The organism is Streptomyces sp. CBMA152 (assembly GCF_014596475.1).
In the GTDB taxonomy this organism is placed as follows: Bacteria; Actinomycetota; Actinomycetes; order Streptomycetales; family Streptomycetaceae; genus Streptomyces.
Map to the genome: position 1 here is coordinate 82,554 of NZ_MECJ01000029.1, position 14,544 is coordinate 97,097.

General features: G+C 70.1%; 12 protein-coding genes. 7 read left to right on the plus strand and 5 right to left on the minus strand.

Annotation, left to right across the window (positions count from 1 at the left end; translation table 11 throughout):
• Window positions 1-83 precede the first annotated feature (83 nt).
• From BG418_RS27380 to trxA, 7 genes are all read left to right on the plus strand, one after another.
• The gene (locus tag BG418_RS27380; protein WP_188276673.1) at window positions 84-2,432 is read left to right on the plus strand and encodes a DUF6049 family protein; all 2,349 of its coding nucleotides are present in this window, start codon (window positions 84-86) and stop codon (window positions 2,430-2,432) included.
• Window positions 2,433-2,484: 52 nt separating this feature from the next.
• Window positions 2,485-4,686 carry a murein biosynthesis integral membrane protein MurJ gene (murJ, locus tag BG418_RS27385; RefSeq protein WP_188276674.1) on the plus strand — a complete coding sequence of 734 codons (2,202 nt, stop codon included), beginning with the start codon at window positions 2,485-2,487 and terminating at the stop codon, window positions 4,684-4,686.
• A 128-nt stretch (window positions 4,687-4,814) separates the two neighbouring features.
• Window positions 4,815-6,542 carry a protein kinase family protein gene (locus tag BG418_RS27390; RefSeq protein ID WP_188276675.1) on the plus strand — a complete coding sequence of 576 codons (1,728 nt, stop codon included), beginning with the start codon at window positions 4,815-4,817 and terminating at the stop codon, window positions 6,540-6,542.
• 35 nt (window positions 6,543-6,577) lie between these two features.
• Entirely contained in the window at window positions 6,578-7,297 is a 720-nt protein-coding gene (gene sigM / locus BG418_RS27395) for an RNA polymerase sigma factor SigM (RefSeq protein WP_188276676.1), read from the plus strand.
• The gene (locus BG418_RS27400) at window positions 7,294-8,226 is read left to right on the plus strand and encodes an anti-sigma factor (protein WP_188276677.1); all 933 of its coding nucleotides are present in this window, start codon (window positions 7,294-7,296) and stop codon (window positions 8,224-8,226) included. The genes sigM and BG418_RS27400 overlap by 4 nt, the downstream gene beginning before the upstream one ends.
• A 105-nt stretch (window positions 8,227-8,331) precedes the next feature.
• Entirely contained in the window at window positions 8,332-9,294 is a 963-nt protein-coding gene (gene trxB, locus BG418_RS27405; RefSeq protein WP_188276678.1) for a thioredoxin-disulfide reductase, read from the plus strand.
• 45 nt (window positions 9,295-9,339) lie between these two features.
• Entirely contained in the window at window positions 9,340-9,672 is a 333-nt protein-coding gene (trxA, locus tag BG418_RS27410) for a thioredoxin (RefSeq protein WP_188276679.1), read from the plus strand.
• Window positions 9,673-9,769: 97 nt separating this feature from the next.
• On the opposite strand, the gene BG418_RS27415 is transcribed toward trxA, so the two are convergent.
• The 5 genes from BG418_RS27415 to BG418_RS27435 all read right to left on the minus strand — a co-directional run bounded on the left by BG418_RS27415 (window position 9,770) and on the right by BG418_RS27435 (window position 14,531).
• The gene (locus tag BG418_RS27415) at window positions 9,770-10,387 is read right to left on the minus strand and encodes a GNAT family N-acetyltransferase (protein WP_188276680.1); all 618 of its coding nucleotides are present in this window, start codon (window positions 10,385-10,387) and stop codon (window positions 9,770-9,772) included.
• Window positions 10,388-10,718: 331 nt separating this feature from the next.
• The gene (locus BG418_RS27420; RefSeq protein ID WP_188276681.1) at window positions 10,719-11,825 is read right to left on the minus strand and encodes a ParB/RepB/Spo0J family partition protein; all 1,107 of its coding nucleotides are present in this window, start codon (window positions 11,823-11,825) and stop codon (window positions 10,719-10,721) included.
• A complete protein-coding gene (locus BG418_RS27425) occupies window positions 11,822-12,901 on the minus strand; it encodes a ParA family protein (protein ID WP_188276682.1) in 1,080 nt (359 codons plus the stop codon). The genes BG418_RS27420 and BG418_RS27425 overlap by 4 nt, the downstream gene beginning before the upstream one ends.
• A gap of 291 nt (window positions 12,902-13,192) precedes the next feature.
• A complete protein-coding gene (rsmG, locus tag BG418_RS27430) occupies window positions 13,193-13,912 on the minus strand; it encodes a 16S rRNA (guanine(527)-N(7))-methyltransferase RsmG (RefSeq protein WP_188276683.1) in 720 nt (239 codons plus the stop codon).
• Window positions 13,913-14,021: 109 nt separating this feature from the next.
• Complete coding sequence (locus tag BG418_RS27435; RefSeq protein ID WP_188276684.1) at window positions 14,022-14,531, minus strand: R3H domain-containing nucleic acid-binding protein; 510 nt, start codon at window positions 14,529-14,531, stop codon at window positions 14,022-14,024.
• Window positions 14,532-14,544: the final 13 nt, after the last annotated feature.

Genomic DNA, 14,544 nt, shown 5'->3' on the forward strand with positions numbered 1-14,544 from the left:
CACAGTCCACCTCGTTACCATGCGTGGACGCAGAAACCGACAACCACCGACACAGCTGACGACGACGAGGGACGGGCGAACGCGTGGCCGAGGCGGCAGATTCTCAGGGGACGGGCCACTCTCCTGCCCGCCGGTGGCTGCGCCGCACCGCGGCGCTGCTGGTCGGCGCACCCCTGATCGCCGGACTGCTCTCCGGGACGGCCCCCGCGCCGGTGGCCCACGCCGCCGAGAAGGCCGCCCTGGGCCAGACCGGGACCGGGTCGCGCACCGTCCAGGTGACGCTCGACTCGATGACGCCCAGCGCCCCCGTCAAGAGCGACACGCTGACCGTCTCGGGATCGGTCACCAACACGGGCAAGCAGGCCGTCACGAGCGCCCATGTGGGGCTGCGGGTCGGCGGGCGGCTCACCAGCCGCACCACGATCGACGACGCCTCCGAGCGCACCGGCTTCACCCCCGGCGTCGATGCCGCCGAGCTCGGTGACGGGCCCACGGTCAAGTTCCCGAAGCTGGCTCCCGGGATCAGCCGGGACTTCACCCTCTCCGTACCGGTGAGCAAGCTGGGCCTGGACGGGGACGGCGTGTACCAGCTCGGCGTGTCCCTCTCGGGCCAGACGCCGAACCAGCAGTACGACCAGGTCCTGGGCATCCAGCGGACCTTCCTGCCGTGGCAGCCGGAGGCCGTCGACGGCAAGAAGTCGCAGCTCACCTACATGTGGCCGCTCATCTCCTCGACCCACCTCACCGCGCAGACGGGCTCGGACGAGCAGCAGACGCCGGTCTTCGCCGACGACTCGCTGGCCGCCGAGCTCGCCCCCGGCGGCCGCCTGGAGCGGATGGTCTCGCTCGGCAGCCAGCTGCCGGTGACCTGGGTGATAGACCCCGACCTGCTGGCCGCCGTCGACGCGATGACCCGCAACTACAAGGTCAACTCCGGCGACACCAATGTGCCGGGCACCAATCAGGAAGTGGCCAAGCAGTGGCTGAGCTCACTTGAAGAGGCGGTGCAGGGCGACAAGGTCGTCGCGCTGCCCTTCGCCGACCCGGACCTGGCCTCGCTCGCCCACCGGGGCAAGGACGTCTCCGGCTCGCTGAGCCATCTGCAGGGCGCCACCGAGGTCGCCGAGAAGACGGTCGACACGATCCTGCACGTGACCCCGTCGGTCGACTTCGCCTGGCCCGTGGACGGCGCGGTCGACCCGTCGATCGTGGATGTGGCCACCTCGGCCGGCGCGCACAACGTGATCGCCCGCAGCGACAGCCTCCGCGAGACGGGGAGCCTGTCGTACTCGCCGACGGCCGCCCGGCCGATCGGCGGCGGCACCACCGCCGTGGTCGCCGACGCCCGGCTCTCCACGGCCTTCGAGGGCGACATGTCGAGAGCCGGCAGCTCCACGCTGGCGGTGCAGGAGTTCCTCGCCCAGTCGCTGGCCGTCACGCTCCAGAACACCGACACCCAGCGCAGCATCGTCGTCGCGCCGCAGCGGATGCCCTCCGCCAGCCAGGCCCAGACGATGGCGAGCGCCATCCGCGCCCTCAGCGGACAGCGCTGGACGCAGCCCCTCGGCCTCGACGCGGCCGCCGCGGCCAAGCCGGACGCCCACGCCACCACCCGGGTCCCCGGCTCCTCCTCGTATCCGGGAGCGCTGCGCAAGGACGAGCTGCCGCCACAGGCGTTCCAGGACATGCGCAGCACCCAGGGCACCCTGGACAAGTTCAAGGTCATCCTGACCGCCCCCGACCGGGTGGTCACCCCGTTCGGCAACGCCATCAACCGCGAGATGTCGACGTCCTGGCGCACCAACCGGGAAGGCGCCGTGGTCTACCGGGCCGGCGTCCAGAGCTACCTGGACAGCCTCACCGACAAGGTCCGGCTCATCCAGAAGTCCACGGCCACCATGTCGGGGCGCAGTGCCACCCTCGCGGTCACGGTGCAGAACCAGCTGGTCCAGCCCGTCGACAACCTGGTGCTGCGGCTGGAGCCGAGCAGCCCCACCCGTCTCAAGGTGACCACCAACGACGACGCGGGCGGCGGCCAGCAGGTCAAGGTCGACGGCGGACACACCCAGTCGGTGAAGTTCACCGCCACGGCGAACGCCAACGGCCCCGTTCAGGTGACCGCGCGGCTCTACACCCAGGACGGCACGCCGTACGGCGACCCCATGGAGTTCACGGTCCAGGTCTCCGAGATCACCCCGACCGTGATGCTGGTGATCGCCGGCGGTGTCCTGCTGCTCGTCCTCGCGGGCATCAGGATGTACACCCAGCGCAAGCGCTCGACGGCCCGGAAGGAGAACGGCGAGGACAACGGGGACGGCGACGGCGCCGAGCCCGGACACGGTGACGATCCCGAGCAGCCGAGTGACCCGACACCGGACACCGGTCCGGAAAGCGGGGCCTCGCCCGGCCCGGGTGAGAAAGTGGAGCATTGAGCTATCGCTATGCCGTGGCCGGCCAGGCCGGGGACGATGAGGTGGGGTATCCATGAACGCGCCGTACGACGGTGACCGCGGGCAGGGCGCGGGCGGCGGCTCCGCGTCTTCCGGGGGCACGCCCCCGGTGCCTCCCCACTCCGGGCAGGTGCCTCCGCCGCAGCAGCCCGTACCGGACCCGTACCAGCAGCAGCCCGCGGCGGACCCGTACCTCCAGGACGCCTACGGCTACGACCCGTACCGGGCGCAGGACCTGTCCGCCCAGGACCCGGTGGGCGAGGCGCTGTACGACCGCGCCGCGCACCCGCCGCCGCCCCCGGGCACCTACGCCGAGCCGCAGCCGCTCTACCAGCAGCCTCCCGCGCAGCAGTACGCGCCGGACCCCCGGATCTGGGCCCAGACCCCGCCCCCCGAGCCGGACGGGCCGTCGCGTCATCTGCCGTACGGCGACACCGCGGGCACCACGCAGTTCGTGAGCGTCGACGACCTGGTCACCCACTCGGGCGAAGAGCTGCCCGATCAGGACGCCTTCGCGTACCTCTACCGGGACCAGCAGGCGTCGGGCCCGGCACCGGCCGGCCCGGAGCCCGAGCCGCTGCCTCCCGCGCCACAGAAGGAGTCGGGCGGCCGGGCCTCCAACCTGCTGAAGTCGAGCGCCGTGATGGCCGCGGGCACGCTCGTGTCCCGGCTCACCGGCTTCGTCCGCAGCCTGGTGATCACCGTCGCCCTTGGCACCTCGCTGCTCGGCGACACCTACACCGTCGCGTACACCCTGCCGACGATGATCTACATCCTCACCGTCGGCGGCGGCCTGAACTCGGTGTTCGTGCCGCAGTTGGTGCGGTCCATGAAGGACGACGAGGACGGCGGCGAGGCGTACGCCAACCGGCTGCTCACCCTCGTCATGGTGTCGCTCGGCGCGATCGTCACGCTCGTGGTCCTCACGGCCCCGCTGCTGATCAAGCTGATGTCGAGCACCATCTCCGACGACGCGGCCGCCAACAGCGTCGCCGTCACCTTCGCCCGCTACTGCCTGCCCACGATCTTCTTCATGGGTGTGCACGTGGTGCTGGGGCAGATCCTCAACGCGCGCGGCAAGTTCGGCGCGATGATGTGGACGCCGGTCCTCAACAACATCGTCATGATCGGCACGTTCGGCCTGTTCATCTGGGTGTACGGCACCTCGGGCGAGTCCCACATGGGCGTGCAGACCATCCCGGCGGACGGCATCCGCCTGCTGGGCATCGGCACCCTGCTCGGCCTGGTCGTCCAGGCGCTGGCGATGATCCCGTACCTGCGGGAGACCGGTTTCCGGTTCCGGCCGCGCTTCGACTGGAAGGGCCACGGCCTCGGCAAGACGGTCAAGCTCGCCAAGTGGACCGTGCTGTTCGTGCTCGCCAACCAGGCCGGCGTGCTCGTCGTCACCCAGCTCGCCACGGCCGCCGGAAAGGCGTCGGGCGCGCACGGGGCGGGCTTCCTCGCCTACTCCAACGCCCAGCTGATCTGGGGCATGCCGCAGGCCATCATCACCGTCTCGGTGATGGCCGCGCTGCTGCCGCGCATCTCCCGTGCCGCGCACGACAACGACCCGGGCGCGGTGCGCGACGACATCTCGCAGGGCCTGCGCAACTCGGCCGTCGCGATCGTCCCGATCGCCTTCGCGTTCCTCGCGCTCGGCGTCCCGATGTGCAGCCTGCTGTACGCCAACACGAGCACCGAGGCCGCCCGGTCCATGGGCTTCATCCTGATGGCGTTCGCGCTGGGCCTGATCCCGTACTCGGTCCAGTACGTCGTCCTGCGCGGCTTCTACGCGTACGAGGACACCCGCACGCCGTTCTACAACACCGTCATCGTGGCCGCGGTCAACGCCGCCGCCTCGGCGGCCTGCTATGTGCTGCTGCCCGCCCAGTGGGCGGTCGTGGGCATGGCCGGCGCGTACGGTCTGGCGTATGCCGTGGGCGTCGGGGTGGCCTGGCGCCGGCTGCGCAACCGGCTGGGCGGCGACCTGGACGGCGCGCACGTCCTGCGTACCTACGCGAGGCTGTGTCTGGCGTCCGTGCCGGCGGCCGCGATCGGCGGCGCGGTGGGCTTCGCGGCGCTCAAGGGCCTCGGCCAGGGCGTGTTCGGCTCGCTGGTGGCGCTGGTCGTGGGCGGGGCCGTCCTGCTCGGAGTCTTCTTCGTCTCGGCGAAGAAGATGCGGATCGAGGAGCTGAACTCCATGGTCGGAATGGTGCGGGGACGGCTCGGGCGCTGAGCCCGCTGCCCGAGCACAACCATCGTCCGCCGCCGCGTGTCGTGCATAGCGCCGGACTGTGGGCACAATTGGCATGACTTTGCATGGCTGGCCGACAGCACGCAACGGATGGGGAGGCAGGAACGACGGTGGCGGAACGTAGCACGGCTGCCGTCGACGTGGCCGACAACAGCGGCGACAACCCGCTGACCGCCAAGGCGGACGGGACCACGACCGACGGGGTGGCGGAATCCATCGATACGGCAGACACGGCGGAGCAGGGCGCCGGCGACACGGGTGGTGAGCGGAAGACCGCCGAGCCCTCCATCGCCACACCGGAGCTGCACAGCGGCCACAAGCTCGCCAGACGCTACCGACTCGAAGAGTGCGTCACCCGTCTGGACGGTTTCAGCAGCTGGCGGGCGGTCGACGAGAAGCTCCGCCGCGCCGTCGGGGTCCATCTGCTCCCCGCGGACCATCCGCGGGCGCGCTCGGTGCTGGCCGCGGCCCGCTCGTCCGCGCTCCTCGGGGACCCCCGCTTCGTCCAGGTCCTGGACGCGGTGGAGGAGAACGATCTCGTCTACGTGGTCCACGAGTGGCTGCCGGACGCCACCGAGCTGACCGCGCTGCTGGCCCTGGGACCGCTGGAGGCGCACGACGCCTACCAGATGGTCACCCAGGTCTCCCAGGCCATGGCCGCGGCCCACCGCGAGGGTCTGGCGCACCTGCGGCTGACCCCTGGCGCGATTCTTCGGACGTCGTCCGGGCAGTACCGCATCCGCGGCCTCGCGGTGAACGCCGCCCTGCGCGGCATCGCCTCCGACACCCCGCAGCGGACCGACACGGAGGCGATCGGCGCGCTGCTGTACGCCGCGCTCACCCAGCGCTGGCCGTACGACAGCGACGCGTACGGCCTCCACGGCCTGCCCAAGGGGGTCGGCCTGATCGCCCCCGACCAGGTACGGGCAGGCGTCCACCGGGGCCTGTCGGAGCTCGCCATGCGTGCGCTGGCCAACGACGGCGCCACCGCGTCGCGTCAGGAGCCGGCCTGCACGACCCCGGACGAGCTGGTCAAGGCCATCTCGTCGATGCCGCGCATCCGTCCGCCGGAGCCCGCCTTCACGGCGCCGCCGGAGTACCAGCGCACCACCTACCAGCAGGGCACCTACGGCCGCCCGCCCGCCGGGCCACGCCCGCAGGTCACCCAGACCGTGCCCGTCCCGCCGCCGACGCTCCAGGGCCGTACCGGCAAGGTGATCAAGTGGGGCGTCTCGGCACTCCTCATCGCCGCGCTGGGCCTGGGCAGCTGGCAGCTCGCGGACACGCTCCTGGGCCACGACAAGGGCGGCTCCGGCGAGTCCGGGACGTCCCAGCAGACGACCAAGACCGACGGCGACAAGCCCAAGGCCCTGGTGCCGCTGCAGATCCAGGGCGCCGAGGAGTACGCCCCGGACGGCAATCTGCAGGACGCCAAGGACGTGGACAAGACGTACGACGGCGACGCCTCCACGTACTGGCGTTCCAAGAGCTACAACGACGGCCCCAAACTCGCGCCCTTCAAGCAGGGCGTGGGCATCGTCTACGACCTCGGGTCAGAGAAGGACGTCGCGGCGGCTTCGATAGCGCTCCGGTACCGAGGCGACCACACGACGCTGACGCTGTACGCGGCGGACTCCCTGTCGCCGGGTCCGGTCGGCTCGATGCAGCAGATCGCGACCGCGACAACCAAGGGCACCGCGGTCGATCTCAAGGCGAAGAAGCCGGTGAAGACCCGCTATGTCCTCCTGTGGATCACGGCGGCGCCCTACACGTCCGACGACGAGTTCAGCCGCGCGGGGTACAAGCAGGCCATAACGGACGTCAAGTTCACCGGCTGATCCGGGATCCGACAGCAGGGGGAGGGGGTTCACCGTTGGACGACGCCACACGCGGCGCGAGCGACCAGGATCTTCTGGCCCGCCATGTCGACGGTGACCCCGACGCCTTCGGTGAGCTCGTGCGGCGCCACCGCGACAGACTCTGGGCGGTCGCCCTGCGGACGCTCGGCGACCGCGAGGAGGCCGCCGACGCGGTGCAGGACGCCCTGGTGTCCGCCTACCGGGCCGCCCACACCTTCCGCGGCCAGTCGGCCGTCACGACGTGGCTGCACCGCATCACCGTGAACGCCTGCCTCGATCGGGCCCGCAAGGCCGCCTCCCGCAAGACGTCGCCCGTCGACGACGCGGAGCGCCTGGAGCAGCTTCTGGAGCCCCATGAGTCCGCCGAGGCCCCCGCGGAGCGCTCGGACCTCCACAGGCAGCTGGTGAAGGCCCTGGGGACGCTCCCGGCCGAACAGCGCGCCGCCTTGGTCCTGGTGGACATGCAGGGGTATCCGGTGGCGGAGGCGGCGCAGATCCTCGAAGTGCCGGTGGGAACCGTGAAGAGCCGCTGCGCCAGGGGCCGAGCGCGGCTGCTGCCCCTGCTCGGGCATCTGCGCGGTGATGCGGGCGGTACCCGGGATGGTGGGGATAGCGACGCGCAAGGTGGGGGAAGGAACCGGACGCCGGGGACATCCGTCCCACCTGCGTCGGGACCAAGGGACGCAGGACCGAATGATCCTGCTGCTGTGAAGGGCGGAGGTGGACGCGCGTGACATCCACGGCCGACACGACTCAGCACCCGGACGTCTCGGAGATTTCCGACCTCCACGAGGGCGTTCTGCCGCCCTCCCGCACGGCCGATGTCCGGCGGCATCTGGACTCCTGCGGCCTCTGCGCCGACGTACACGCCTCCCTGGCGGAGATCCGCGAGCTGCTGGGCACCCTGCCGGGGCCCCCGCGTATGCCCGCCGATGTCGCGGGCCGCATCGACGCCGCGCTCGCCGCCGAGGCTCTTCTCGACGCGACGGCGCCCGCCGGTGCGGAAGCACCCCTGAGCGTCGTGGCGACCGCTGAAGCCGCGCATGTTTCACGTGAAACATCGCCCCAAGCCGTCTCGACGGAGGCACCCACGGCGGACCGTCCGGCCGGGCGCCCCCGGGCCGCCACCGGGCCCGGCCGTCCCCGGATGACCAGGCGCCGTCGTACGGCCGTTCTCGGCGCCGTCTTCGGCGCGGCGGCGATCGGCTTCGGCGTCCTGCTGGTGCAGACCGTCCAGACGTCCGACAACAACACCCGGGCGACCGATACGGCCACACACACGGCGCAGGGAGCCCAGTTCTCCGCCTCCTCCCTCCCGGGACAGGTAGAGACCTTGCTCTCCTCCTCTCCCCACCCGTCCCTGGAGAGCGCCCCGAACTCCCCGTCGGGCAAGAAGCCCCTCACCGTCACGTCCCAATCCCCGGAGACCGGAAGCACCGTCAACGTGCCACCGTGTGTCCAGGCGGGCACCGGGCGTACGGACGAGAGTCCCTTGGCGAAGCAGATCGGCGAGTACCAGGGGACCCGGGCGTACCTCCTCGTCCTTCCGCACGCCACGGACAACTCCCAGGTCCAGGCGTACGTCGTCGACGCGTCCTGCGCGAGCACAGCGCCCAACACCAAGGGCAAGCTGCTGCTGACCCACGCCTATCCCCGTCGGTGAGACGTCTCGGGAATGCTCGCCCCGTAGGATCCGTTGGGTGGGGTGAGAGTCCTGGACCGGGCCCCGGTAGGCAGTAGGCAGTCCGCAGAGACGAGGAAGAAACCCGTGAGCGACGTCCGTAACGTGATCATTATTGGCTCCGGGCCGGCCGGGTACACGGCCGCGCTCTACACCGCGCGTGCGTCGCTTCAGCCGCTGGTGTTCGAAGGCGCCGTCACCGCCGGTGGCGCGCTGATGAACACCACCGAGGTGGAGAACTTCCCCGGTTTCCGCGACGGCATCGTGGGTCCGGACCTCATGGACAACATGCGCGCGCAGGCGGAACGCTTCGGCGCCGAGCTGGTCCCGGACGACGTCGTCGCCGTCGACCTCTCCGGTGACATCAAGACCGTCACGGACACCGCGGGCACCGTCCACCGCGCCAAGGCCGTCATCGTCACCACCGGCTCCCAGCACCGCAAGCTCGGCCTGCCCAACGAGGACAAGCTGTCCGGGCGCGGTGTCTCGTGGTGCGCCACCTGCGACGGCTTCTTCTTCAAGGACCAGGACATCGCCGTGGTCGGCGGCGGTGACACCGCGATGGAGGAGGCGACCTTCCTCTCCCGCTTCGCCAAGTCGGTCACCATCGTCCACCGCCGCGACAGCCTGCGCGCCTCCAAGGCGATGCAGGAGCGCGCGTTCGCCGACCCGAAGATCAAGTTCGCCTGGGACAGCGAGGTCGCCGAGATCCACGGCGACCAGAAGCTCTCCGGTCTGACCCTGCGCAACACCAAGAACGGCGAGACCTCCGAGCTGGCGGTCACCGGCCTGTTCATCGCCGTGGGCCACGACCCGCGCACCGAGCTCTTCAAGGGCCAGCTGGACCTGGACGACGAGGGCTACCTGAAGGTCGCCGCGCCCTCGACCCGCACCAACCTGACCGGTGTCTTCGGCGCCGGCGACGTGGTGGACCACACCTACCGGCAGGCCATCACCGCCGCCGGTACCGGCTGCTCCGCCGCCCTCGACGCCGAGCGCTTCCTGGCCGCGCTCGCCGACGACGAGAAGGCCGCCGCAGCCGCCGTCTGACCCCTTTCCCCACCCCCCTCACCCACACCCCGCAAGGAGGATGCCGTGGCCGGCACCCTGAAGAACGTGACCGACGCCGACTTCGACGAGGTCGTCCTCAAGAGCAACAAGCCCGTACTGGTGGACTTCTGGGCCGAGTGGTGCGGCCCGTGCCGTCAGATCGCCCCGTCCCTGGAGGCCATCGCGGCGGAGCACGGCGACCAGATCGAGATCGTCAAGCTCAACATCGACGAGAACCCGGGCACTGCGGCGAAGTACGGCGTCATGTCGATCCCGACCCTGAACGTCTACCAGGGCGGCGAGGTCGCCAAGACCATCGTCGGCGCCAAGCCGAAGGCCGCGCTCCTGCGCGACCTCGACGTTTTCATCGGCGAGTAAGTCTCAGCTGCGCTGTTTCACGTGAAACAGCGCAACGGGCCCGGTCCCTCATGGGGGCCGGGCCCGTTCGCGTACAACGATATGGATGCGCGGTTCGCTACAGCGGCCGCAGGGCCGGCTCCTTCTGGACGGCTCCCAGCAGCCGGTCCAGGGCCAGCTCGACGTCTTCCTTCCAGGAGAGCGTCGTCCTCAGCTCCAGCCGCAGCCGGGGATAGCGGGGATGCGGCCGGACCGTCTTGAAGCCCACCGCCAGCAGATGGTCCGCGGGCAGCACACAGGCCGGCTCCCGCCAACGGGCGTCCCCGAACGCCTCGATGGCCTTGAACCCGCGCCGCAGCAGATCCTTCGCCACGGTCTGCACCATCACTCTGCCCAGTCCCTGGCCCTGGTAGCCGGGCATGATCCATGCCGTCATCAGCTGCACGGCGTCGGGCGACACGGGGCTCGTGGGAAAGGCGGTGGAGCGCGGCACATAGGCGGGCGGGGCGTACAGGACGTAGCCCACCGGCACGTCGTCGACATAGACGACCCGGCCGCAGGAGCCCCACTCCAGAAGCACGGCCGATATCCAGGCTTCCTTTTCGAGCTCCGGCGTCCCGGCCTTTATCGCGGCTTCTCCGCTGACCGGGTCAAGCTCCCAGAAGACGCAGGAGCGACAGCGTTTGGGAAGGTCCGGAAGGTTGTCCAGCGTGAGCGGTACAAGCCGACGCCCCATGAAGGCTGTTCCTCGCTTCCCTCGCCTGCCGCTCCCTGGGCGGCCGACAGCGCGCTCCGTTCCCGGAGGAGACTGCCGACGAAGCCGCCGACCGCCCCGAGGCCAAGCCCCGCTGTCACCAGTTGGGTACGGCTCACCGTACGCATGGCTCCCCGCCCTCCCTTTGAAGTGGCTCAAGGTGGATGTGCCATACCAGAACGCATCGTATCCACCCAACGCCGACGCGCATACCGCGTGACAGCAAAGGGCGGGCTGTGTTCCGTTATGCATCGGAACACAGCCCGCCCGCTACGACAACTACCCTGGCCGCAACGACGAGAACATCATCGGGTCAGACGTCGTCGCCCTCTTCGGAGTCCTCGGCCAGGCCCTTGTTGAGGACCCGTCCCTCGCCGGGGGCGAGCGTGCCGAGGATCCGCTCCAGATCGTCCATCGACGCGAACTCGACGACGATCTTTCCCTTCTTCTGGCCCAGATCGACCTTCACTCGGGTCTCGAAGCGGTCCGAGAGGCGCGTTGCCAGATCGGTGAGCGCGGGCGCCAGCCGGGTCCCGGCACGCGGGCCCTTGGCCTTCGCGGCGCTCTTGGGCTCCGAGTTCAGCAGCGTCACGATCTCCTCAACCGCGCGCACCGAAAGCCCCTCAGCCACGATGCGGTGCGCCAGCCGGTCCTGCTCGTCCGAGTCGTCGACCGAGAGCAGGGCCCGGGCATGGCCCGCCGAGAGAACTCCGGCCGCCACCCTGCGCTGAACGGGTGGCGAAAGGCGCAGCAAGCGCAGCGTGTTGGAGACCTGCGGGCGAGACCGGCCGATGCGGTCCGCCAGCTGGTCGTGGGTGCAGCTGAAGTCCTTCAGCAACTGGTCGTAGGCGGCCGCCTCTTCCAGCGGGTTCAGCTGGGCCCGGTGCAGGTTCTCCAGGAGGGCGTCCAGGAGCAGCTTCTCGTCGTCCGTGTCCCGGACGATCGCGGGAATCCGCTCCAGGCCCGCCTCACGGCAGGCCCGCCAGCGCCGCTCACCCATGATGAGCTCATAGCGCTCGGGTGCCAGCTGGCGTACGACGACGGGCTGGAGAAGCCCGACTTCCTTGATGGACGTGATGAGTTCGGCGAGCGCGTCCTCGTCGAACACCTCACGCGGCTGCTTCCGGTTGGGCGTGATCGAGTCCAGCGGCACCTCGGCGAAGTACGCCCCGGCGGGCTCCTTCAGCTCCGGTACGGCCTCCGGCTCGGGCGCCTGGACCGGCAGCGATGTTTCACGTGAAACAGGAGGCGCTGCCAGTGTGGCCACCTTGGCCGCCGCCACCCCGCGCTCCACGGTCAGTACCGGCACCGACGCCGGGGACGTGGACGCCGTCCCCGGCGACGGCGCGGACTTATCCTGCGGGGCGGCGGGGATCAGCGCACCGAGCCCGCGCCCCAGACCTCTACGTCGCTCACTCACTGGATCCCCTCCGACATGCTGTGCTGGTTGTTCTGACTGCCCACGGGGATGTGCGTCGTCGGGTCGTAGTTGATGCCGACCCCGCGCAGTGCGATCTCACGGGCGGCTTCGAGATACGAGAGCGAGCCGCTGGAGCCCGGGTCATAGGTGAGCACCGTCTGGCCGTAACTCGGAGCCTCCGAGATACGGACCGACCGCGGGATGCTCGTCCGCAGGACTTCCTGTCCGAAGTGGCTGCGCACTTCGTCCGCCACCTGGGAGGCGAGCCTGGTCCTGCCGTCGTACATGGTGAGCAGGATCGTCGACACATGCAGCGTGGGGTTGAGATGGGCGCGCACCAGATCGACGTTCCGCAGCAGCTGGCCAAGACCCTCCAGTGCGTAGTACTCGCACTGGATCGGGATCAGGACCTCGGCTCCGGCGACCAGTGCGTTGACCGTCAGCAGCCCCAGGGACGGCGGGCAGTCGATCAGGATGTAGTCCAGCGGCTGTTCGTACGCCTGGATGGCGCGCTGCAGCCTGCTTTCCCGTGCCACCAGGGACACCAGCTCGATCTCCGCGCCGGCCAGGTCGATCGTGGCGGGGGCGCAGAAGAGACCCTCGACGTCATGGACCGGTTGGACGACATCGGAGAGCGGCTTGCTCTCCACCAGGACGTCGTAGATCGAGGGGACTTCGGCGTGGTGGTCTATCCCCAGCGCGGTGGAGGCGTTGCCCTGCGGGTCGAGGTCGACCACCAGGACCCGGGCACCGTGCAGGGCCAGCGAGGCGGCGAGGTTGACCGTCGTCGTGGTCTTGCCGACGCCGCCCTTCTGGTTGGCGACCACCATGATGCGTGTCTGCTCCGGCCGGGGCAGCCCCTCGCCGGCACGGCCGAGAGCTTCCACCGCCAGCTGGGCAGCACGACCGATGGGGGTGTCGTCCATCGGGGGCGGTGTTTCACGTGAAACATCCTCCCCCGCTGACTCGGTACGGGGACCGGGGACCGGATCGGTCATCGGTCCCGCGATGTTGGCGTCGGACCGCAAGGATTCACTCTCCTCGACTTCAGGCTCGCAATGCACAGAGCCTGCCATGCCTTCGGGGTGGTGAACCAGCGAGGCCCGGTCTTCTGTGGATGAATCCACCGATGTGGACAACTCCGTAGCCCCCAAGGGGGACTCCAGGGCCCCGCCGAAGGGCTTGCGGTCGCGTGGCGCGGCGGAACGGCCGCGGCTGATGATTCCATGCAGCAGAGAGCGACGTTTCACGTGAAACACGATGCACGCGCCCTGCGGTCAGATGGTTACGACACTCCGAAATGCGTACGTATCGCACCTTCTATGGAGCATCCACCCCTCGGCGGGTCCGGCTGCGGGTCCGTCGGGTCAGCGACGGCGCCTGGTGCGGCCGGTCCTCGCGGCCTTGGCGCGCTTGGCGGCGAACCGCACACCGCCCGGGCTCTCGCCGACCTCGACCCGTACGACCGTGGAAAGCGGGTCCACGACGCCCTCGCCGACCTGAACCACTGAGGTGTTCACCACACCGAGCTTGCTCAGCGCGGCCCGCGCCCCCTGGATCTCCTCCTCGGCGGTGTCGCCCTTGAGGGCCAGCATCTCGCCGTACGGGCGCAGCAGCGGGACGCCCCAGCCGGCCAGCCGGTCCAGCGGGGCCACGGCACGCGCCGTCACCACATGCACGGGCTGGAGCGTGCCCAGCACCTCCTCCGCCCGGCCGCGGACCACGGTCACATGGTCCAGGCCCAGCAGCTCGACCACTTCCTGGAGGAAATTGGTGCGGCGCAGCAGCGGCTCAAGGAGCGTGATCTTCAGATCCGGACGCACCAGCGCCAGCGGGATACCGGGCAGCCCGGCGCCGGAGCCGACGTCGCAGACCGTGACGCCCTCGGGGACGACCTCGGAGAGCACCGCGCAATTGAGCAGATGCCGCTCCCAGAGACGGGGTACCTCGCGGGGCCCGATCAGGCCGCGCTTGACTCCCGCGTCCGCGAGCAGCTCGGCGTACCGGACGGCTTCCGGGAAGTACTCGCCGAATACCGCGCGCGCCTCTTCGGGCGCCTGGGGAAGCTCTGCTGCTGCCTCCGTCACGGGGACCGTCCTTCCGTACCGCGCTTCCCGCGCTGGGGTGGCTGACTATCAGGCTGACAAAGATCGGCCCCGCCTGCGAACAGACGGGGCCGAGAAAGCGATGAACCGCTCAGGCGGGGAGCACGACGACGAAGCGCTGCGGCTCCTCGCCCTCGGACTCACTGCGCAGACCGGCGGCCGCGACCGCGTCGTGCACGACCTTGCGCTCGAACGGCGTCATGGGCTGGAGCTTCACCGGCTCGCCCGAGTTCTTGACCTCGTCCGCGGTCTTGGCACCCAGCTCGGCGAGTTCCGTACGCTTCTTGGCCCGGAAGCCCGCGATGTCCAGCATGAGCCGGCTGCGGTCCCCGGTCTCCCGGTGCACGGCGAGCCGCGTCAGCTCCTGGAGCGCCTCCAGCACCTCACCGTCACGGCCGACGAGCTTCTGGAGATCACGGCTGCCGGCGTCGCTGATGATCGAAACCGCGGCCCGGTCCGCCTCGACGTCCATGTCGATGTCGCCGTCGAGATCGGCGATGTCGAGCAGACCCTCAAGGTAGTCGGCGGCGATCTCCCCCTCCTGCTCCAGGCGGGACAGGGTGTCGACACCCTCGGCGGCCGGGGTGGTGCCTTCCGTCACGGATGGACTCCTT

What these genes read in the sequence shown, in the direction of transcription:
- murJ (WP_188276674.1), top strand. Translation starts at nt 2,485, where the DNA reads ATGAACGCGCCGTACGACGGTGACCGCGGGCAGGGCGCGGGCGGCGGC.
- BG418_RS27415 (WP_188276680.1), bottom strand. Translation starts at nt 10,387, where the DNA reads ATGGGGCGTCGGCTTGTACCGCTCACGCTGGACAACCTTCCGGACCTT.
- BG418_RS27425 (WP_188276682.1), bottom strand. Translation starts at nt 12,901, where the DNA reads ATGGCAGGCTCTGTGCATTGCGAGCCTGAAGTCGAGGAGAGTGAATCC.